General features: G+C 66.0%; 8 protein-coding genes. 5 read left to right on the top strand and 3 right to left on the bottom strand.

What is annotated here, in order from left to right:
• Positions 1-121 precede the first annotated feature (121 nt).
• The 4 genes from CFB52_RS18665 to CFB52_RS18685 all read left to right on the top strand — a co-directional run bounded on the left by CFB52_RS18665 (position 122) and on the right by CFB52_RS18685 (position 15,991).
• Entirely contained in the window at positions 122-12,022 is an 11,901-nt protein-coding gene (locus CFB52_RS18665) for a filamentous hemagglutinin N-terminal domain-containing protein (RefSeq protein WP_257220510.1), read from the top strand.
• 511 nt (positions 12,023-12,533) lie between these two features.
• Positions 12,534-13,654, top strand: a protein-coding gene (locus CFB52_RS18675) for an IS3 family transposase (RefSeq protein WP_099317158.1) whose coding sequence is annotated in 2 segments (ribosomal slippage) — positions 12,534-12,792 and positions 12,792-13,654 — 1,122 coding nt in all. Because the reading frame shifts where the segments join, the coding sequence is not laid out codon by codon here.
• Positions 13,655-14,155: 501 nt separating this feature from the next.
• A complete protein-coding gene (locus tag CFB52_RS18680) occupies positions 14,156-15,088 on the top strand; it encodes a hypothetical protein (RefSeq protein ID WP_099317159.1) in 933 nt (310 codons plus the stop codon).
• Positions 15,089-15,178: 90 nt separating this feature from the next.
• Positions 15,179-15,991: a hypothetical protein gene (locus CFB52_RS18685; RefSeq protein ID WP_099317160.1), complete on the top strand. Its 813-nt coding sequence runs from the start codon at positions 15,179-15,181 to the stop codon at positions 15,989-15,991.
• 127 nt (positions 15,992-16,118) lie between these two features.
• Here CFB52_RS18685 and argG read toward each other — a convergent pair whose 3' ends face one another.
• The 3 genes from argG to CFB52_RS18705 form a co-directional block, all read right to left on the bottom strand.
• Positions 16,119-17,456 carry an argininosuccinate synthase gene (gene argG / locus CFB52_RS18690; RefSeq protein WP_006496064.1) on the bottom strand — a complete coding sequence of 446 codons (1,338 nt, stop codon included), beginning with the start codon at positions 17,454-17,456 and terminating at the stop codon, positions 16,119-16,121.
• A 328-nt stretch (positions 17,457-17,784) separates the two neighbouring features.
• Positions 17,785-18,855 carry an FUSC family protein gene (locus tag CFB52_RS18700; RefSeq protein WP_099317162.1) on the bottom strand — a complete coding sequence of 357 codons (1,071 nt, stop codon included), beginning with the start codon at positions 18,853-18,855 and terminating at the stop codon, positions 17,785-17,787.
• A 172-nt stretch (positions 18,856-19,027) separates the two neighbouring features.
• Positions 19,028-20,560, bottom strand: a complete 1,533-nt coding sequence (locus CFB52_RS18705) for a diguanylate cyclase (protein WP_099317163.1) — start codon at positions 20,558-20,560, stop codon at positions 19,028-19,030.
• Positions 20,561-21,146: 586 nt separating this feature from the next.
• On the opposite strand from CFB52_RS18705, the gene CFB52_RS18710 reads away from it, so the two are divergent.
• Complete coding sequence (locus tag CFB52_RS18710) at positions 21,147-22,682, top strand: amino acid permease (RefSeq protein ID WP_059644706.1); 1,536 nt, start codon at positions 21,147-21,149, stop codon at positions 22,680-22,682.
• Positions 22,683-22,770 lie beyond the last annotated feature (88 nt).

Below are 22,770 nucleotides of genomic sequence, written 5' to 3' on the forward strand. Positions count from 1 at the left end.
GCAGCGCCCGGCGAACACGCACGCGATGCCGGGCGGGGAAACCCGGCATCGCGCGGCGCCACGGTCGGGGATCGGCTGACGGCGTCGTCGCGGGGCCATCGAACGAAGCGAACAACAGAAGATGAACACGTCCAAGCGTAAGACCTTGCAGCAGCTTGCCGCCGCCGGCGCGGCGCGAATCGGTGCACGTGCGCGATCGGCGGCAGGTGCGCCGCGATGCTTCGCGGTCGAGCCGGCCGCGCGATCGTACCGCTGGTGGCAGCGTGCGACGAGCGCGCTCGTCGCACTGACGATGTTCATCGGGCCGATCACGGTCACCGTCGAGCAGTGCCGCGATGCGGCCGGCGTGCTCGGCGCGGGCAATCGCCGTGTCGACGACGACGCATGGCAGCGGTTGCTCGATCTCGCGTCGCTGCGCGTGCGATTCTCGATGCAGCTCGCGGCTGCCGCGCCGATCACGGACCCCACGGCGCCGATCTCATTTCAGCCGGCCATCACGCAGTCGACCGGCGCGGGCGGCGGCGTGCCCGTCGTCAATATCACCGCGCCGAACGCGGCCGGCATTTCGCTGAACCAGTATCAGCAATTCAACATCGATCCGGTCGGGCTGATCCTGAACAACAGCCTGATGTCGGGCACGTCGCTGACGGGCGGCAACGTGCAGGCCAACCCGAACCTGAACCGCCGCACGGCGAGCGTGATCGTCAACCAGGTCACGTCGACCGGCAATGCCTACGCGAGCTTGCTGAACGGTCCACTCGAAGTGTTCGGCGCGCCCGCGGCCGTCGTGATCGCGAACCCGAACGGGATCACGACGCGCGGCACCGGCTTTACCAACACGATCGGCGTGACGTTGTCGACCGGCGCGCCGCAGTTCCTCAATGGCGTCGGCGGCACCGCGACCGACTTCGCGAACGCGAAGGCGCTCGGCTACAACGTGACCGGTGGTCACCTGCAGATCGAAGGCAATGCCGGCGTGAACGGGCCCGGCGCGGGGATCGAGGGGACCGTGGGCACGATCGACCTGATCGGCGAGACGATCGGTATCAACGCGCCGCTCTATGCGGGCACGCGCATCAACGTGATCGCCGGGCGTCAGTTCGTGACGCCGGCCACCGTCGATACGTATGGCACCACGTACGGCACGGCGTCGAACGGCTCGGACAACTCCGCCGCGGCGATCAATCCCGCGAACGGCGGCGCGAACCGTTCTCTCGCGATCGACGCGACCGCGTTCGGCGCGATGACGGCGGGGCAGATCCAGGTCGTCAGCACCGCGGCGGGGATGGGCGTAAGGACCGACGCGCAGCTCGCCGCGAATGCGGGCGACTTGCTGCTATCGGCGAACGGCGACGTGTCGGTCGCGGGTTCGGCCGCGCAGCAGCAGGCGACGGTTCATAGCGCCGGCAACGTGTCGATGACCGGTGCGCACATCGGGGTCGGCGGTTACGCGATCGATGCGAACGGCGACGTGACGTCGACCGGATCGATCCAGTCCGGCGGCAAGCTGGCGGTGGCGGCAGGCGGCAACGTGAACATCGCGAATGCACAGGCGCACGGCGACATGACGGTCGCCGGCGGCACGAACGTAACGCTCGGCGACGTACAGGGCGGCGGTGCGTTGGCCGTTACCGCACGCGGCACCGACGGCACGGGCGACGTCAACCTGAACGGCACGTCGGTCGTGACCGGCGCAACGACCGTGCAGGCGGCCCGCGACGTCAACGTGAACGGGCAGACGAACAGCGGCACGCTGCGCGCGACCGCGCAACGCGATGCGACGGTCAACGCGGCGCTGCAGACGTCCGGTGCGCTGGCGTTGACGGCGACGCAGGGCAACGTCGCCACGCATGCCGCGATGAAGAGCGGTGGCGATCTTGCGCTGACGTCCGGACAGGATACCGTCGTCGCGTCGCAGGCGACCGCGCAGAACGCCGTCAGCGTGCAGGCGGGGCGCGACCTGAGCGTAAGCGGTTCACTCGCGAGCGGAACGACGTTCGCCGCCGATATCGCGCGCGATGCGTCGGTCGGTGGCTCGCTGATGGTCGGAACCGACGCGCGCGTGGACGCGGGGCGCAACGTCGACACGTCGGGCGTCGTGATCGTCCAGCGCAACGGGGCACTGAGCGCACGCAACGACATCACGGGAAGCGGCTCGATCGCGTTTGGCCAGAGCGGCGCGTTGAACGCCGCGCATGACGTCGCGCTGACCGGCAAGCTGCTCGCCAATGGCCTACAGGTCGACGCGGGCAACAGCGCGAGCCTCGCGACGGTCCAGGCGGGCGGCGCATTCGGCGTGACGGCAAGCGGTGGCGCTAGCGGCGGCGACGTCGTATTCAACGGCAACGCGGCCGCGCTCGGCGCCGCCGACGTGCACGCGTCGCGCGACGTCGTCGTGAACGGCACGCTCGCCGGCGGCGCGCAGGTCGCGCTTGCCGCGCAGCGCAACGTGATCGTCGGCGGCAGCGGCACCGTGCAGGCCGTCGGCGATCTGGCGATGATGGCGGCCAGCGGCAGCGTCGCGTCGGCCGGCACGTTGAACGGCGCGGGCGCGCTGACGGTGCAGGGCGCGCAGGATGTGTCGCTGACCGGCGCGACCACCGTCACCGGCGACGTGACCGCGACGGCCGGCCGGGATCTCACGATCGGCGGCGCGTTGGCGGGGCAGGGCGTCGCGACGCTCACGGCAGCGCGCGACGTCGTCGCCGGCGGCACCAGCGGCTTCGCGCAGGACGCGACGTTGAGCGCCGGGCGCGATATCGGCGTGACCGGTGCGTTCCAGGGGCGCGCCGTCTCGATGACGGCAGCCGGTTCGATCGCGCTGAACGACGTGCAGGCCAACGCGGGGCTTCAGCTCGCGACCCGCACGGGCGACGTTTCGATCGGCGGCAACGTGAATTCGCTGACGAACGGGGCGATCGACGCGGCGCGCGACGTGATCGTCAACGGCACGCTGCGCACGGCAAGCGGCCTGGTCATCGGCGGCGGCCGCAATACGTCGATCGGCGGCACGGTCCAGTCGAACGGCGACGTCGCGCTGACGAATGCGGCCGGCTCGCTGACCAGCACCGGCAATATCCAGTCGGGCGGCAACCTGTCGGTGACGGCCGCGCAGTCCGTGGATCTGGGTGCGCAATCGACGTCGTCGCTCGGCAACCTGACCGTGGACGCGGGCCGCGACCTGACGATGAACGGCTCCGTCGTCGCACAGGGCAACGGCACGCTGAACGCCGGCGGCGCGATAGGCGGCGCGGCCGCCATTGCGTTCGGGCTCGCGGCGAACGTCGGTTCCGGCGGCGATACGACTCTCACCGGTTCGCTGCGCGGCGGCAACGTGCGGACGACGGCGGGCGGTTCGGCCACGCTGCACGACGTGCAGGCGGCGTCGACGCTCGCGCTCGATGCGGCGACCGACCTGAGCGTGACCGGTGCGGTGACGGGCGGCGCGGACGTGGCGCTGGCCGCGGCGCGCAATATCGACATCGGCGGTTCGTTGCAGTCGGCCGGCAACACGTCGCTGCTCGCGACCGGCGGCAGCATCGGATCGACGGGGGCGATCGCGAGCAATGGCGCGTTCGACGCACAGGCAGGCAGTGACATCAACCTCGGCGGCAAGACGACCGTGTCGCGCGACACGACGCTCGCGGCCGGACGCGACGTCAACGTCAGCGGGTCGCTGGCCGGGCAGGGACAAGGCGTCGTCAATGCGGCGCGCGACATCGTCGGCGCAGGCACGTTGACGTTCGGTCAGCAGGCGACGCTCGACGCCGGGCGCGACGTCGCGCAGCGCGGGCTGATCCAGGGACAGTCGGTCAGCGTGACGGCGGCCGGCAACGCGGCCGTGAACAACGTCGAGTCGACCGGCACGATCGCGCTGCGCGCGAACGGTACGAACACCGCAACGGGCGCAGGCGATCTGCGCATCGACGGTTCGGTCGCCGCCGCGGGCGCGATCACGGCGTTCGCGCAGAACGATGTCGCGATCGGCGGCAAGGCCGCGAGCGGTTCGACGGTTGGCGTGACCGCGCAGCGGGACATCGCCGTGAGCGGCGCGATCGAGTCGGTCGGCGATACGGCGCTGGCCGCGCGGCAAGGCAGCCTCAACGCAACCGGCGGCATCAACAGCGGCGGCAAGCTTGCCATCGCGACCGGCCTCGACCTGTCGCTCGGCGCGAGCACCAGCGCGATCGGCGACGCGACGCTGACGGCCGGCCGCGATGCCACGCTGAACGGCACGATGGTCGGACAGGCGAACGGCACGGTGACGGCCGGGCGAGACATCAACGGCGGCGGCAAGCAGGCGTTTGCCGCGACCGCGAACTATGCGGCGCAGCATGACGTCGCGCTGACCGGCGGCATGCAGGCGGCGGCGATCACGGTGACGGGCGGAAACAACGCGACGTTGCACGATGCGTCGTCGTCCACCACGTTGACGCTGACCGCGAACGGCAACGCCGGCGAAGGCGATGCGGGCGTCACGGGGGCGGCGTCCGCGCAGGGAGCGGCGAACGTGACGGGCGCGCGGGATGTGTCGATCAGCGGCACGCTCGGCAGCGGCGGAGCGCTTGCATTGAGCGCGCAACGCAACGTGGCGGTTGGCGGCGGCGTGGAGTCGAACGGCGATCTGACGGCAACCGCCGCGAACGGCAGCGTCGTGCTCACGGGGGCGACCACGACCGCGGGCGCGTTCAACGCCACCTCCGGGCTCGATACGCAGCTCGGCGGCCAGATCGCGGTGGCGAAGTCGACGAACGTGCAGGCCGGTCGCGATATCGCGTTGACGGGGGCACTCGCGGGTCAACGCGACGGCACGCTGAGCGCGGGGCACGACATCAACGGTGCAGGCTCCGCGGCATTCGCCCAGGCGACGACGCTCGATGCCGCGCACGACGTCGCGCTGACGGGCGCGCTGCAAGCGGCGGCCATCAACGTGACGGGCGGCAACAATGCAGGACTCGGCACGATCCAGGCCGTCAGCGGCAATCTCGACGTCACGGCCAAGGGCGGTGCCGGCGGCGGCGATGTGACGATCGGCGGAGCGGCCACCGCGTTCGGCGCGATGCAGTTGCAAGCCGCACGGGACGCTTCCGTTGCGGGTGCAATCAACACCGGCGGCACGACGACGATCAATGCGGCGCGCAGTGTCGCGCTTTCGGCCGTCAATTCGGCCGGCGATCTCGGCGTAACCGCTTCGGGCGGCAACGCGAGCGCGACGAGCCTGACGACGCAGGGCAACCTGAACGTCGTTGCGGCACAGGACATCGCGGTGACCGGGCAGAGTGTCGCGGGCGGCAATGCTTCGCTGAACGCGGGCCGCGACATGACGCTCGCAGGCGTTGGCGCGCAGCAAAGCGGCACGTTGACGGCGGGCGGCTCGGTGACTGCCGACGCGATCGCGTTCGCGCACCAGGCGAGCGTCAACGCGGGCGGCAATATTGCGGTAACGGGCAACGTCGCGACCAACGGCGATCTCGCGATGACCGCCGGCAACGACTTGTCGGCCGGCTCGGTTCAGGCGGGCGGCGCAATCGGATTGCAGGCGCAGGGCCGCAACGGCGCCGGCGACGTGATGGTGAACGGCGCGGTGACGTCGGGCACCGCGACGACGATTACGGCCGCGCGCGATGCGGGTATCGGGGCGGCGTCCAGCGGCGGTGCGCTGAACGTGACGGCGGGACGCGACCTCGGTGTCGCGGGCGCGATCCATTCGACCGGCGACGCGACGCTGACCGCGACGGCGGGCAATCTCGGCGTCGGCGGCGCGGTCGTGTCGACCGGCAATCTCCGGGCCAATGCGGGCGGCGGCCTCGCGCTGCTTTCCGGCGGGCTCGTGAACGGCGATACGACGTTGACGTCGGGCGGCGCGATGACGCTCGGCGGCGCGCTGTTCGGTCTCGGGGCCGCGACTATCGACGCGGGCGGTGCGCTCGGCGGCGGCGCGGCACTGACGTACGGCAAGGACATCGCCGTCAATGCCGGAAACAGCATCACGCTCGGCGCGATTCAGGGCGCCGGCAAGTTGACGGCGGTGTCCGGCGGCGACATGTCGCTCGGTGCGACCACCGCGGTCGGCGACGTGTCGGCAAAGTCGACCGCCGGCAGCGTGTCCTTCGGCGGGTTGTTGCAGTCGGGCGGTAACGTCGTGGTACAGGCCGCGAACAACGTGTCGCTCGCGGGCGGCGTGGGTTCGATGGGCACGGTCGACATCAACGGCATCGGCGGCAACGTGTCGGTCGCGGGCGTGTCGGCGAACGGCGACGCGACGCTGCATGCGGGGCAAACCGTCGCGTTGACCGGCAACAGCATCGTGGCCGGGCAACTGGGTGTGTCGGGCGGCAACGTCACGCTGAGCGGTTCGGCCGTCGGATCGAAGAACGTGACCGTTTCCGCGCAGGGAACGGTCGATGCCGGCAATGCATCGCTCGTGGCATCGCAGAACCTGCAAGTGAACGGCTCGAACGTGACGCTCGGCAATGCGACGGTCGGCGGCGCGCTCACCGCGCAGGCGTCGAACCAGCTCACGCTGGCGGGCGGCAAGGCGGTGAACGTCGTCGGCAACGCGACGCTGGCTTCGCAGAACGGGCTGTACAACGCCGCGAACGTGCTGGCCGGATCGCTCAACGTCTCGGCGCCGAACCTGACGAATGCGGCCGGTGCGTCGCTCGCGTCGATCGGAACGACGACGATCAATGCATCGAGCTTCGCGAACGCCGGACTGGTGAACGGGACGACGACGAACGTCACCGTCGGGGGCGCGCTGACGAACGTGGGCGGCTCGCTGATGGCGGTGAACGCGCTGAACGTCAATACCGGTACGCTGAACAACCAGAACGGGATCGTTTTTGCCGGCAACCCGAAGGCCGCGACCGGTGCCACCGGCGACGTATCGCTGACGATCAATGGCGGCAATGGCGGCAATGGCGGCAATGGCGGCAATGGCGGCAATGGCGGCAATGGCGGCAATGGCGCGTTCTACAACGCGGGCGGACAGTTGCTTGCGCAACGGGACATGGGGATCAGCGCGGTCAACATGGCGTTCGATCCGTCGCAGGGGACGATCAGCCAGGGCGGCAACCTGTCCATCACCGCCGGGTACGTGAATGTCGGCGGCACGTGGAATTACGGCGGGCAGAGCGTTTCGCTGACGGGGCTGAACGGGATCACGAACGACGGCACGATCACCGGGACGTCGCCGTTGACGCTGACGGCCGGCGGCAGCTTCGAGAATCACGGACAGGTCACCGGGTCGGATGTGACGTTCAACGGTACGCTGAATAATGCGGCCGGGGCGGTGATGCATGCGGATAACGCGTTGACGCTGAATGGCGATACGACGAACCGCGGAACGGTTGAGGCAGGGAACGTTCTCAACGTCAATGGTGGCAACTACGACAACCAGGGTGCGACGACGCAGTCGAAGGGGGATGCGAATTTCAATCTCGGCGGTTCGCTGCTCAATACGGGGGGCTCGATATTCGCCGGGCGGAACATCGGCATTTCCGCGGCGCAGGTGATCAACGATCAGACTGCTCCGCAAGGGGCCGTCACGACGACCACGCAGATCAACGACCCGGCGCTCCTGATGTCAGGGTCGGTCGGCTGGGTGACGGTCGGCTACGAAGATATCAAAAATGGAGACCATGGATACGTTCGGGCTGCGTACAAAGACCTGCCTGCGACGCTCGGTGGCCTGTTGGCGCCGACTGGCTCGACCACGAACACCAGTGGGTTATCGGCTTCCGATCCGGTCGCGACATCCGGCACGGTGACGTTCAATCAGTATCGCATCCTGACCGGTATCAACGACCACGGCGTTTCGCAGTATTCGAACTACTGGTTTATCGGAACGGCTCCGGATGCCGGTGCGCTCAAGTCGGCGACGTTCACGCTGCCCACTGTCTATCAGACGACGACGAATCAACAGGCAGGAACCTCCGGCGTCATTTCGGCCGGCGGCTCGATCACTTTGGCTGCCGGCACCCTGTCGAATCGGGGCGGGCAGATCGCGGCGCAAGGCAATATCTCGCTGAATGTCCAGTCGTTGAGCAATGGCGCGGTTGCGCCGACCACGACGGTCGCCAATTCAACGTACGTCGACCAGGCCCAATACACTGCCTTTCTGGGGCAGCTTGCTTCGCTCGGTTTGATTGGCGTGCAAGGTACGGGAAATCCGACTGGCGCATTCAATTGCGATTCGGGCAATTACTGCCAAGTTGGCGATCCTTACTTGCCGACCGCATTTCAAATCAACAAGAGCGCCGCCGCCCCCACCGCAACGGGTTCGCTTACGTTTACTACGCCGACGGGCATGATCGCGGCGGGCAACAACCTGACGATCGGCGGCGGAAATCTGACCAACGGGGGGCTGCTGTATGCCGGCAACAACGTTGGCATTACGTCCGGCACGCTGACCAACCAGGGCGGCAACCAACAGAACTACGCGAGCCAGGTCGGCTGCGCCTCCGGCGTGCCGAACTCCGCCTGCGGCAACGCAGGCCAACCGCGCGGCAACAACCCGACCACGACGACGTTCGGCTACAGCCAGAACGACGCGACGATCTATGCCGGCCACGATCTCGTGATCGCAGCCGGCCAGATCAACAATACGTACGGCAACCTGCTCGCGGGCCACGACATCGTCATCGGCGGTGTCGGCACGACAGCGAGTTCGACCACGCCCGCACAGAGCCTGAACAACACGTCCGGCAACATCGTCGCGGGCAACGACATCAAGCTCAACGTTTCGGGTGCGATCACCAACAATCTGCCGCCGCCCGTGCCGGTACACGAGAACTACGGCAAGCACGAGCAATACTCGGGCTGCATGACAGCCGGCGGCTACAAGGAAAGCTACTGCGAGGGCTATGTCGACCAGCAGTCGGGCAGCTCGTCGGTGATCAGCGCGGGCAACAACCTGCAGATCAATGCGGGCAGCCTGACGAACATCGGCAGCCTGATCGCGGCCGGCAACAACGCGACGATCGCCGTCGCAGGCCCCGTCGTGAATGAGGCGCAGGTGCTGAACGCCTACTGGCACTCGCATTGGGTGCAGGAAACCGGCATGTTCAGCAGCGACAAGCGTCACGACATCTGGGCGTGCGGCACGCCGGAGCAGTGCAAGGCGTTGTACGGGAGCGCATACACGAGCACTGGCGGCACGATCGATCCGCCGACGCCGGTCGGCAATATCGCGGCGACCATTCAGGCGCCGAACCTGTCGATCTCGTCGAACGGACAGATCCAGAACGTCGGCAACGTGATCGGCACGTACGTGTCGCTGACGGGCCAGAAGCTGATCAACGGGATCACGACCGCGAACACCTACACGCCGCGTGTCAATGCGCCGTCGCAGGTCATTTCGCTGAGCCCGGTGGACTTGCCGGGGCTGAACCTGTCGGTGCCTCGTGCAGTCGGCACCGGCAAGCTGCCGACACCGGTCGCGGGCGCTGCGTCGTACGTCGACGCGTCGCTCGGCGGTTCCGTGCTGGGCTCGCTCGGGCCGCAGGACTTGCTGAACAATCTGCCGTCGGCGCTGCAGCCTTCGTCGACGCTGTTCTATTACAACCCGCAGGAAGAGGACCTGCTGTTGCAGCAGGCGGCGCTGAAGCAGACCGGCAAGTCTAGCTTCGTCGACGGGCTGACGTACGACAACGAGAAAAACCTGTCGGTGACGGCGCAGGAAAAGATGTACCTGTACCAGAACGCGGTCGATTACTCGAAGGCGCATGACCTGCAACTGGGCGCCGCGCTGACGCAGGAGCAGATCAACACGCTCGACAAGCCGATGCTGTGGTACGTCGAGCAGACGGTGCCGGACCCGACGTGTCACGCGACGGGAGCGGCGACGTGCCCGACGATTACCGCGCTGATGCCGCAGGTGTATCTGCCTCAGGACACGCAGGCGCTGTCGGCGGGCGGCAACATCTCCGGACAGGACGTCACGCTGAAGTTCAATCAGGACGGTAACGGCAGCATTCTCAATACGGGGCGCATCACCGCGTCGGGGACGCTGAGCGTCGACACGCACACGCTGACGAACCAGGCGAATCAGGTCAACGTCGGGGAGATCTGGCAGAAGGTCGATGGCGGGTATCTGAAGACGACCGGGACGGTGGTGCAGCCGGGCGGGTTCATGAGCGCGGCGAACATGGAGTTGAATGTTCAGGCGCTCAATCAGATCGGTGGAGCGCTGCAGAAGCTGGCGGCCGACGGAACGATCGATCAGAGTGGGACCCAGCAAGCGCTTGCGGCGCTTCAACAGCAACTGGGCGGCAACTTCACGCAGACGGCACTGAGCGACAACCTTCATCAGGATTTCGTGAAGGAAGGTGGCTCGTTCGGGATGACGCAGATCTTCTCGATGGTCGTCGCTGTTGCTGCCGCGATCATGATGCAGCCGGAAATCTCGGCTGCGATTGCGTCGATGTCGGGCGCTGCCGAAGCGGCAACCACCGCGGCATTCATGGCGGCGCAGCAGGGGCTGACAGGCGCTGCCATTACCGCGGCCGCAAGTGCGGCAGGCGGTTCGCTGGCCGTTGGTGGGTTGGCCAACACGATGATTGCAGTCGGGTTGAGTTCGTTTGCCTCGAGCGCGCTCGGCCAGGTGGTCGCTACCGGGAAGATCGATTTCGGCGCGAGCCTGAAGAATGGCCTGATCGGGGCGGTGACTGCCGGGCTGACGAACGGCATCACGTTTGACAGCGGTTCGGGCTCATTCGGGTTCAGCGCGAATGCGGCGTTCGAAGGAAGTGCGCCGTCTCTTTCAGCGCTAGCCGGTGTGCAGTCGACGGGCAATGCGTTGGTGCCGCAGGCTGGTGCGGCGGCTGGATCGCTGCCGACCGCAGCGTTGGCGATGTCTGCCAATGCGGCGATTCAGGCCGGCACGCAGACGCTGATTGGCGGGGGAAGTTTCCTCGATAGCTTGCGAGACAGCTTCGTCAGGGATGCGGCAGCAGCAGCGGCGTATGCGATAGGGAATGCAAATGGAGCCAAGGTCTTTGGCGACGGGCTTCAAGGAGAATTGAGTTATGTAGCGTCGCATGCGGCACTTGGTTGTCTCGCGGGTGCCGCTAACGGGCAAGGGTGTGGGGGCGGAGCCATTGGTGGCGGGGCGAGTGCGGCGTTTTCGCCGGACTTCGTGAAGGCGATTGACCCGACGGGCGCAGCGCTTGATCCAGGTCAACAGGCAGCACTGGCTGCGTTTGCGACGCTGGCCGGTGGTGGGCTCGCCGGTCTGGCTGGCGTGAACGTGAACGGTGCGATGACGGCGGCGCAGAACGAGGCACTGAATAACACCGGTGATCACGCGGCCGATGCCGCGAAAAACGGTGGCATGCTGAACGCGTTCGGGACGTGGTTGCAGAATACCTATGGCGATCCGATTGGCTCCTTCAAGAACTGGGGAAACCAGTTCTTGGGGATGGTGCAGGCCAACAATGGACAGACACCACCGTCCGATCCGAATCCGTTGGTGCAGGCGAACAACGGCAATCCGCCGGCGGCAGGTGGAGCAGTGGTGACGCCGCTGGTGGTGGCCTGTGTGCCAGGTGCGGGATGCGTGGTTACGCCTCCAATTGCTTCTCCGGGTGCGACTGGTTCGCCGAGCAATGCCACCCTGTCGAGCGGAAACAGCGACAGCGGTTCAGGCAGCGGCACGAGCGGTCAAGGTGCCACAAACACGTCGGGCGATGCCGCGCGGTTCGTGGGGCAAAGTCGCGAGACGTCAGTGGCCAACATCGTCAATGGCTCAATATCCGGCGAGAAGGTCGCTGTACCTGGGCTCGGTTCCACAGATATCGACGTTGTTGCGGCGAATGGCAACTTAATCGCTGTGGGGGGGCCGGCGAAAGCTAATAATCTTGGGAAGTTGGGGCAAGAGCTTCGTATCTACCAAACGATCGCTGATCAACGCGGGGTGTCTGCACAGGCTTACTTCGCCGAAGGTACGCCTCAGTCGGCGATCAACCTTGCGACTAGAATACTTGGCGCAGGTAATGTCAAGATTTTTCCCGGGAGCAAATGATGGCGAGGCCAGTGTGTCGTGTATTAATTCCGGAAACGTTGGAGCAAGCATTCCTTTTTGTCGTTGCCTTGCTGGAGGCGCTTGGTCTGACGCTAACGAATCCAGGAAGCGCAAAGATAACTACGTGGACCGATGGTGGTGACCAAGTAGAGATCGCTGCAGCGAAAGTGCTTTCGGAAGTGCTCTCAGGGTCTCTTCGTAACGTCCAATTCTGGAGAACCGCGAGCGAAGACGTGTTTGTTGCGTGGGAGAATGTTCAAGGCAGATGCACTTTTTCAATTTACCTCGATGGGTTGGATTCGGCTTTCGCGGTCATGCTGACGTCGAGGCTCGTGGAATCGGTGTTGACGAGGTTTCGGTCGAGATACGACGGCTGCCAAGCGTTCGCTATCGAGTTTGAATAGCGATCGATTGCTGGGAGTTGCGAACGGGGGACGCATCAGGTGCCTGCCCCCTGCAAACAGGGCCAGCCGGAGTCTAGTAAAGTTCGTTTTCGGAGAAGAAGACGAACATGAAGAAGCGCTTTACGGAACAGCAAATCATCGGGTTTCGGAAGGAAGCCGAAGCCGGTATGCCGGTCAAGGAACTGTGCAGGAAGCACGGGTTCAGTGACGCGTCGTTCTACACCTGGCGCGCAAAGTTCGGCGGCATGGAAGTCTCGGAAGCCCGCCGGCTTAAGGACCTTGAGGTGGAGAATGCCCGGCTGAAGAAACTGTTGGCCGAAGCAATGCTCGATATGGAAGCGTTGAAGGTCGTGGTCAAGGGAAAGCCCTGAGCCCGCAAGCCAAACGCGAAGCAGCGTCGGCGATTCGGGAGAAGGTCAACATCTCCGAGCGCCGCGCCTGCCGGCTTGTTGGGCTTTCTCGCAGCGTGCTGCATTACGACGCGAAGCCGGACCACGAGAATGAGATGCTAGCGGCGCGTCTAGTGGAGTTGGCGCACGAACGTCGTCGATTCGGATACCGCCGGCTGCACGCCTTGGTGGAATGCGAAGGCACGCACGCCAATCACGAGCGCATCTATCGCCTGTACCGTGAGGCAGGGCTGGCTGTGCGGCGCCGTCGCAAGCGCCACGGCGTAATGATCGAGCGCGAGCAACTGGCATTGCCGAGCGCGCCCAACGAGGTGTGGTCAATCGATTTCGTGATGGATGCGCTTTCCAACGGCCGGCGCGTGAAGTGCCTGACCGTCGTCGACGACTTCACGAAAGAGGCTGTCGACATCGTCGTCGACCATGGCATCTCAGGTTTGTATGTCGCTCGGGCATTGGACCGTGCAGCTCGCTTCCGTGGCTATCCCAAGGCGGTGCGAACAGACCAGGGCCCCGAATTTACGAGCCGGGCGCTTGACCAGTGGGCGTATGCGAACGGCGTCACTCTGAAGTTGATTCAGGCGGGCAAGCCGACGCAGAATGCGTACATCGAATCGTTCAACGGCAAATTCCGCGACGAATGCCTTAACGAGCACTGGTTCACGACGCTCGCGCACGCTCGGGCTGTCATCGCGGCATGGCGTCAGGACTACAACGAGCAAAGGCCGCACAGCGCACTGAACTACCTTGCGCCGTCAGAGTTTGCGGCGAAACATCGGGCAACCGCGGATGCTCCTGCCGCTTTCCAGGAGTTGGTTTAAAGGGACTTTGCTAGAAGCCCATTGGCCCTATTGAAGGGGGCAGGTCAAAACCCCCTAAAGAAATCCCCCCCACCGCCGTTACCCTTCCTCGGTATCTCAAAAAAGTACTACCAGAGCCGTAAAACCAAACCACACGACCAGACAACCGAGGGGGCGCCCGGCCGTCGAAGCCGTGCGCAGTATCAGAAGATGGAATGCACCGATTCGATGGGGCGCGCAGGCACCGGGGGCTGGCGCGCGCTGTGCCTTTGCCTTGCCGCGGCATGCCTGCTGCTGCATGCGGTTCTCACCGCTGCGTGCGCGTTCCCGCACGACCACACCTCCACGTTCGTATCCGTCGTGCCGAATATCCGGCAACCGACGAATCCCGCATCGCGCTTCCCCAACACATCACACCACGCACCCAACGTCACTCGAGGAGGCCCACACACCACACCCGAAAAGTAACGCGATTCGAATCTGAACCACTAAAAAAACGCATCAAAAAAATCGAGGATTGAATTGAACAAGCATTCCCTTTGTCTGCTGGCCGCAGCCGCGATCTCGGTATTCGTCGTCGCTGGTTGCGGCGGCGGCGACGGCTCGTCGAACGCAAGCAGCGGCACGCCCGCCAACACCGGCGGCGCCAACAACGCAGCCAGCGCACCGTCCGTCGCGTCCACGCCGCTCGCGGCTCCCCCGGCAAGCGCCCCCGTCGCATCGTCGCAGCCGGTGACGGTTGGCGAGGCACTGCCCAGCCTGACGACCCCGCAAGACGGTTCGACGGCCGCAACGGCAACCGGCCCGGTCGGGATCTGGTCGGCATCCGGCAACCTCGGCTACTCGACCATCGCCCTGGTCGACCCGCACAACAACCTGAGCACGCTCAATCTGCTCGGATCGTTCGTGATGTCCGACGATTTCACGAATCTGACCGTCAACGGTTCGACGTGGTCGCTTGCCCCGGGTATCAACTTCGCAGGAACGAGCGGCATCGTCACGAAGATCGATTCGGGCTCGGGCGCATACAGCCCGAAGCAGACGTTGTCCGGCACGATCACCCGCAACGGTACGGCCTCGAATTTCACGTGGACCTACAACGCCGCGAACGCACTTGCCGTCACGCAGGACAGCGTGGTGGGCAACTGGGCGACGACCAACGCATCGTTCGCGATTGCATCGGGCGGTACGCTGACCGGCACGCTGAGCGGTTGCAACCTGAGCGGCACGCTGCTGCTTTCCACGCCCGGCTCGAACCAGAACATGTACGACATGACGGTGACGGCCTCCGCATCGACGGGCTGCAAGCTGCCGGCCGGCGTTCCGCTGTCGGGCAATGCCGCGATCATGTTCGTGCCGATCACGGGAACCAACGGTTTCAAGCGCTCGATCCTCTATGTGCTGCGCGCGGCCGATTACAGCTTCATCGCGTACGGTCAGGTGATCAAACAGTAAACGCACGGTCGCACCGCACACGGCGCGTCGACGCGCCGCGTGCGGCGGCCCGATGAACACGTTCCGTCAACAACGAAAGCCACCCATCCAATGAAGAACTCTTCCAAAGCTACCCTGGTCGGTTGCGGCCTGCTCGTGACGCTGCTGTCCGGCTGCACCACGGTGCCGAACACGGACATGAAGCCCGAGGCGCGTCAGAAGCTGCATTCGATCGCGATGCTCGACGTCACCGAGCCGAAGCGTGTCGCGGTCGTCAATTTCGGCGGCGCGGCGGCCGGGTTCGGGTTGATCGGCGCGCTCGCGCAAGGCGCCGTCAACGCAAGCCATACGAGCACCTACACGGACCACGTGGCCGCCGGCAAAATCCTCTTCGCACCGGACATCGCGGACGGCGTGGCGGGCCGCCTCACCGGCAACGGCTATCAGGTCGTGAAGCTGGACGGGCAGAAGGTGAAGCTTTCCGATGACGGCAAGTCGGACGACTACTCGGCGATCCAGACCGACGCGGATGCGATCATGAACGTGTGGTTCACGTCGTTCGGCTATATCTCGCCGCCTCAGCAGCTCGACTACATCCCGTGGGTCGTCATCCGCGCGCGCATTCTCGACGCGAAGACGAAGCAGGACCTCTATTACAAGACGTTCGCGTGCGGCTACGACATCAAGGCGAACAGCGTCCACATCGACAGCGATTTCGCGTACACGTACGGCAGCTTCAGCGACCTCGAGAAGAATTTCGACAAGTCGGTGGAAGGGATCAAGTCGTGCGAGAAGTCGGTCGCGGACATGATCGGTCGGGATCTGGCGCGCACGCCGGCGTCGGCGTCGGCCAATGCCACCGCTTCCACGACGATGACGAGGCCTGCAGCCACTGCGACGGCCACGGTGTCGAAAAAACTCTGACGCGCCTGCAGGATCGTCGCGATACGCGTTCCGAATCCGGCAGTGCTTGAAGAAAAAGCGGGAAGGGAAGTACTGCACGCAGCCGGGCGGTTGTCACGCCGCCCGGCCGCTCGCGAAAGCGACTGACTTACTTGTCGCCGTCGCCCTTGATCTGCGGCAGCGCCGACGCTTCACCCGGCGTCAGCAGCCCGACTTGCGAATACACGCGCAGTTTGTCGCGCGTATCGGTGATGTCGAGGTTGCGCATCGTCAGTTGGCCGATCCGGTCGCGCGGCGAGAACGTCGACGCCACCTTCTCCATCGACAGGCGTTCCGGCTGATACGTGAGGTTCGGCGACTTCGTGCTCAGGATCGAGTAGTCGTTGCCGCGGCGCAGTTCGATCTTCACTTCGCCGGTGATCGCGCGCGCGACCCAGCGCTGGGCGGTTTCGCGCAGCATGATCGCCTGCGGGTCGAACCAGCGGCCCTGGTACAGCAGGCGGCCGAGGCGGCGGCCGTTCTCGCGGTACTGCTCGATCGTGTCTTCGTTGTGGATGCCGGTGACGAGACGCTCGTACGCGATGTACAGCAGCGCGAGGCCCGGGGCTTCGTAGATGCCGCGGCTCTTCGCCTCGATGATGCGGTTCTCGATCTGGTCGCTCATGCCGAGGCCGTGGCGGCCGCCGATGCGGTTCGCTTCCAGCAGCAGCTCGACCTGATCCTTGAACTCGACGCCGTTCAGCGCGACCGGCTGGCCGGCTTCGAAGCGCACCGTCACTTCCTCGGCGGCGATCTTCACGTCGTCGCGCCAGAACGCGACGCCCATGATCGGGTTCACGATCTTGATGCCGCTTTCGAGGCTTTCCAGATCCTTCGCTTCGTGCGTCGCGCCGAGCAGGTTCGAGTCGGTCGAATACGCCTTCTCGGCCGACATCTTGTACGCGAAGCCGGCCTGGTTCATGAATTCGGACATTTCGGCGCGGCCGCCGAGCTCGTCGATGAACGTCTGGTCGAGCCACGGCTTGTAGATCTTCAGATCCGGGTTCACGAGCAGGCCGTAGCGGTAGAAGCGCTCGATGTCGTTGCCCTTGTACGTGCTGCCGTCGCCCCAGATGTTGACGCCGTCTTCCTTCATCGCGGCGACGAGCATCGTGCCCGTCACGGCGCGGCCGATCGGCGTCGTGTTGAAGTACGTGACGCCGGCGGTCGTGATGTGGAACGCGCCGCTTTGCAGCGCCGCGATGCCTTCGGCGACGAGCTGCGCGCGGCAGTCGATCAGGCGGGCGCCGGCTGCGCCGTATTCGATCGCGCGTTTCGGGATCGCGTCGTAATCGTCTTCGTCGGGCTGGCCGAGGTTTGCCGTGTATGCGTACGGGACGGCGCCCTTCAGTTTCATCCAGTGCAGCGCGGCGCTGGTGTCCAGGCCGCCGGAGAAGGCGATACCGACCTTCTGGCCGGTCGGGAGGCTTTCGAGAATCGTGCTCATAGGAATTACCGTGGATTGAAGCCGGTGGGATCGTATTTCGCGGAATATGCGAGTATCGGCTGTCCGGGAAGTTGGAGCAAGGGTTGATTTTGGTGTGGAACCGGCGTCGAGCCTGTCGCGGCGGGCCTGACGGGCGGTTAACCGGGTGGAGAACGCCGTGCTGGATGGCGTTGCATCGCCGCCGAAACACGCACGCCCGAGCCGGGGCGGCAGCGGGATTTCCGGGGCCGGATCGGACGAAGGCCCCGATCGTCGCCGCCGGCGTGTCGTCGCGTCACACAGAAAGGTGAATGAAAGAAAGACGCGTGAACCCCGGATTCCCGGAACGTCAGATATTCCACGACCGCGCGGTATCGAGCAGCCGCTCGCGCAGCTGGTCCACTTCGCCGGCGAGCTTGGCGGTGATCGACACGTAGCCGGACAACTGCGGCGGCGGCGCGTCGTGCAGCGGCTCGACCGGCCGGCGGCGCGGGGCGAGCCGGCTCGGCGTGCCGAACTTGAGCGCGCGGCTCGCGCCGACCAGCGTGTCGCGAATGCGCCGGTTCAACGGCTTCATCTCGACGCGCATGTATTCGCGGGCCGCCGCGTCGTCGCGGGCCGGCAGCGCGCTCGACAGGATCTCCAGATAACCGATGCACAGGCGCAGGCTGCGCTGGATCGCCTCGAGCTGCGTCATCGACGTCTCGCATTCCTTCGACACCGACGGCATCAGCGAGCGCAACTGCACGAGCAGCGCGCTCAGCGCGGCCATTTCCTTCAGGTGCGCGTCGTCGCCGACCGGGCGGTCGCCCGCGAGCCGCGCATGCACGGCCGCGCACGCGCGCAGCGCGTCGGCGAGCTTGTAGCGCCACGAGTAGGTCGCGTAGAGCGGCAACGCGAACGAGAACGCCAGCGCGATCGCGATGCCGACCAGCACGTTCACCGCGCGCCACAGGCCGTCGACGATCTCGTTGTCGCCGTGCCCGGCGACGATCACCATCGTGATCGCCGACAGCAGCGCGATGTAGCCGGCCTTGCCGATCGCGTGATACGCGCAGACGCCGCACCCGACCGCCATCAGCAGGTAGATGACGAACGGCGCATGCAAAGCGGAATAGAGAAGGATCAGCGCGAGGCCCGCGAGTGCGCCGATCGACGTGCCGAGCGCACGCTCGGCCGCCTTCTTGCGGATGTTGCCGTGGTGCTGCAGGCCGCCGACGACGATCAGCACGGTGATCGTCGACCATTCGCCGTGCGGCACGTTCAGCCCCGTGGACAGCGCGATCGACACCAGAATCGCGAGCGCGACGCGCGCCGCATGGATCAGCTTCGCGTGGCGGTAGCGGCGGTACGGATCGAGCAGCGGGCGAAGCGCGTGGCGCACGAGCGGCGGCAATCGGGTCGGGAGCGGGGCGTTCATGACGGAGCAGGAGTGGCCGGAACGCGCACGGCGGCCCGCGCGGGCCGGCGCCGCGCCGCATGCGCAGCAGACGTAACGCTAGCCGAACGCGCGCGGGCTGTCCACGGCGCGGCCGCGGGGCCGGGCGGCAGGCGGCCGCATCAGATCACGCGCCACGTTGCATCATCGCGCGTCAAGCATCGGCCGCGCTCGACTGCGCGTCCAGCACGCGGTTGCGGCCGCCGGACTTCGCGCGGTACAGCGCTTCGTCGGCGCGCCGCAGCAGCGTCGCGGCGTTCATCCGGCCGTCGGCGGCGGTGGCCGTGCCGATGCTGGCCGTGACGCGCCCGTACGGGCTCTTCACGTGTTCGATCTCGAGCCCCGCGATCGTACGCCGGATGCTTTCGGCGACGGTCGCCGCGCCTTGCGCGTCGGTGTCGGGGAGCGTGACGACGAATTCCTCGCCGCCGTAGCGCGCGACGTGATCGCTGTCGCGGCGCAGGCAGCGCGACAGCGATTGCGCGACCTGGCGCAGCACGTCGTCGCCGGCCGGGTGGCCGTAGTAGTCGTTGAACGCCTTGAAGTGATCGACGTCGACGAACAGCACGGACAACGGGCGCCCGCTGCGCGACGCGCGCTGGGCCTCCTTCGCGAGCACCGCATCGAACGTGCCGCGGTTGTCGAGGCCCGTCAGCGAATCGGTGTGCGCGAGCCGGTACAGCTTGGATTCGGCGACCTGCCGGCGCTTCAGCTCGCGCGACAGCGCGAGCGAGCCCCACGCGATGAACGCCGTGAACAGGCTCATCAGCACGACGGTCCAGACCGCGCGGTGGCGCCATGACGCGTAGATGTCGATTTCGGCGGGCGCGACGTCGACGATCAGCGGCAGCCCGGCGAGATGCTTGTAAACATAGACGCGCCGCACGCCGTCGATGGCGCCGACGCCCGTCAGCTCGCCGGCGCGCCCGCGCTGCGCGTCGACGAACAGCGGCGAGTCGTGCAGGTCGAGGCCGACCACCCGCGTGTCGTACGGCAGGCGCGACACGAGCGTGCCGTTGTCCTCGACGATCGCCGCGCTGCCGTGCCGGCCGACCGCGATGCCGTCGAGCAGCGCGCGGAAGTAGTCGATGCTGAGCGTGCCGACGACGATCCCGCCGAACGTGCCGTCGGGCCGGTTGATCCGGCGGCTCAGCGCGATCGTCAGCGCGCCGCCGCGCAGCCGCGACGCGTACGGCCGGCTGATGTAGAGGCCGGGGGCAAGCCGGTCGCGGTGCACGGCGAAATAGTCGCGGTCGGCGAAATTGCCTTGCCGCGCGGGCGACGCGCTGGAGTCGATCGCGATATTGCCGTGCGCATCCATCACGAAAATCGAGCCGAGATAGGCGCCGGTCGCCGCGCGGTCGAACAGCAGCCGGTGGCGCTGGCGCGGCGGCAATGTCATCAGTTCCGGATCGGCCACGCCGTCGACGACGTTTTGCAGCGACAAATCGTAGAGTTCGATATTGCGCGCGATGTCGCGTTCGATCAGCAGCATCAGGTTGCGCGCATTTTCGACCGCATGGTCATACGCGTCGCGTCGCGCTTCGATTAATAGCGACGTGGAAAGTCCCCAACTGAACATCAGCAGGACGATGCCCGCCACGAGTACGCCGCGGGGCGACAGAATGCGTGCCACGATCGACGCGGTTTGGCGGCGCAGCGTGGCGGGCAGCGGGAATGACTTCATCCTCGGGGGCTGGGGGCGGCGGCTGTTCGCATCGTTGGCGGTTCCGCGCGCGGATTATTTCGAATTAAACGTCATTATCCCGCGAATTCCCGAATTTCGCGCGTACATGCAAAACATGCATGTAGACAGTGTGACGCGCGACGGTTACGCATCATTACCGCATCGCGTACGGGCAACTTGATTTGAATCAATTAACAGTGTCGGTCTTTTTGTCTGATTAATCGCATAATCATCAGTCGATTTTGCCTATTGCCGCGGTATTTGGCGGATCGGGACAGGATTACCTGCCGACCGCGACAAATGAAAATCGAATGACCCGGTCGCAATCGTGGTTTTTACAACGTAAGAGGAAATCGCGGCGGCCGACGCGGCCAACCCGTTGATTCCGCGAAATCTCCGGCGCGGCAGCGGGCGCGCCGACCTCGGCTGTCCCCCTGTCGAATCAGGTAGAATCCGCGCTTCGCCGCAGGCGCCCGCCGCGCAACGCGTATCGGGGCCGCATCGAATGCATCGCAGCACGCGCGCCGCGCTCCGATTCCGCATGCGCCGGCTACGGATGCCGGCTCGCTCAACGTTCGTCTCGTTTATGTCCGCAATTCCGAATTCCGACCCACCCGGTTCGCCCGCGAACCCACCCAAGCTTCATCGCGCGCTGAAGGCGCGCCACCTGACGATGATCGCCATCGGCGGCTCGATCGGCACGGGCCTGTTCGTCGCGTCCGGCGCGTCGATCTCGCAGGCCGGCCCCGGCGGCGCGATGGTCGCGTACATGCTGATCGGCCTGATGGTCTACTTCCTGATGACGAGCCTCGGCGAGATGGCCGCGTTCATGCCGGTGTCGGGCTCGTTCGCGACCTACGGCGCGAAATACGTCGACGAAGGCTTCGGCTTCGCGCTCGGCTGGAACTACTGGTACAACTGGGCGGTGACGATCGCGGTGGAGCTCGTCGCCGCGCAGCTCGTGATGCACTACTGGTTTCCGGACGTGCCGGGCGTGTGGTGGAGCGCGGCGTTCCTCGCCGTGATGTTCCTGCTCAACGCGCTCACCGTGCGCGGTTTCGGCGAGGCCGAATACTGGTTCGCGCTGATCAAGGTCGTCACCGTGGTCGCGTTCATCGGCGTCGGCCTGTTGATGATCTTCGGCATTCTGAAGGGCGCACCGGCCAACGGCTGGGGCAACCTGACGATCGGCGACGCACCGTTCGCGGGCGGCCTGCCGGCGCTGATGGGCGTCGCGATGATCGCGGGCTTCTCGTTCCAGGGCACCGAGCTGATCGGCGTCGCGGCCGGCGAATCGGAGCACCCGCGCACGACGATTCCGCGTGCGGTGCGCCAGGTGTTCTGGCGCATCCTGCTGTTCTACGTGTTCGCGATCTTCGTGATCGGCGTGCTGATTCCGTATACCGACCCGAACCTGCTGAAGACGGACGTGACCGACATCGGCGTGAGCCCGTTCACGCTCGTGTTCCGCCACGCGGGCCTGGCCTTCGCGGCCGGCGTGATGAACGCGGTGATCCTGACGGCCGTGCTGTCGGCCGGCAATTCGGGCATGTATGCATCCACGCGGATGCTGTACAACCTCGCCACCGAAGGCCGCGCGCCGAAGGTATTCGCGAAGCTGTCGCCGGGCGGCGTGCCGCGCAACGCGCTGTACGCGACCACCGCCGTCGGCGCGCTGTGCTTCTTCACGTCGCTGTACGGCGACAAGACCGTGTACCTGTGGCTGCTGAACACGTCGGGGATGACGGGCTTCATCGCGTGGCTCGGCATCGCCATCAGCCACTACCGGTTCCGCAAGGGTTACGTGAAGCAGGGTTACGCGCTCGATCAACTGCCGTACCAGTCGAAGTGGTTCCCGTTCGGCCCGCTGTTCGCGTTCGTGCTGTGCCTCGTGATCGCGCTCGGCCAGGACTATCAGGCGTTCCTCGCGAACCGGATCGACTGGGCCGGCGTGGCCGCCACCTATGTCGGCATTCCGCTGTTCATCGTCGTGTGGCTCGGCTTCCGGTTCCTGAAGAAGAGCCGGTTCGTGCGCTACGAGGACATGGAGATCGCGCCGTGGGTCGCCGCCAATCGCGGCGCGCAGCGGGCGCCGGTGGCGAACCGCGAAACCGCGGGCTGACGCCGGCACGACAGGCGGCCGCGCGACGGGACGAAACGGGAAGCCGCGCGCTTCCCGTTTTTTTTGCCCGGCTTTTGCCTGCACGGGG

This window comes from Burkholderia sp. AU18528 (assembly GCF_002223215.2).
GTDB classification, from domain to species: domain Bacteria; phylum Pseudomonadota; class Gammaproteobacteria; order Burkholderiales; family Burkholderiaceae; genus Burkholderia; species Burkholderia semiarida.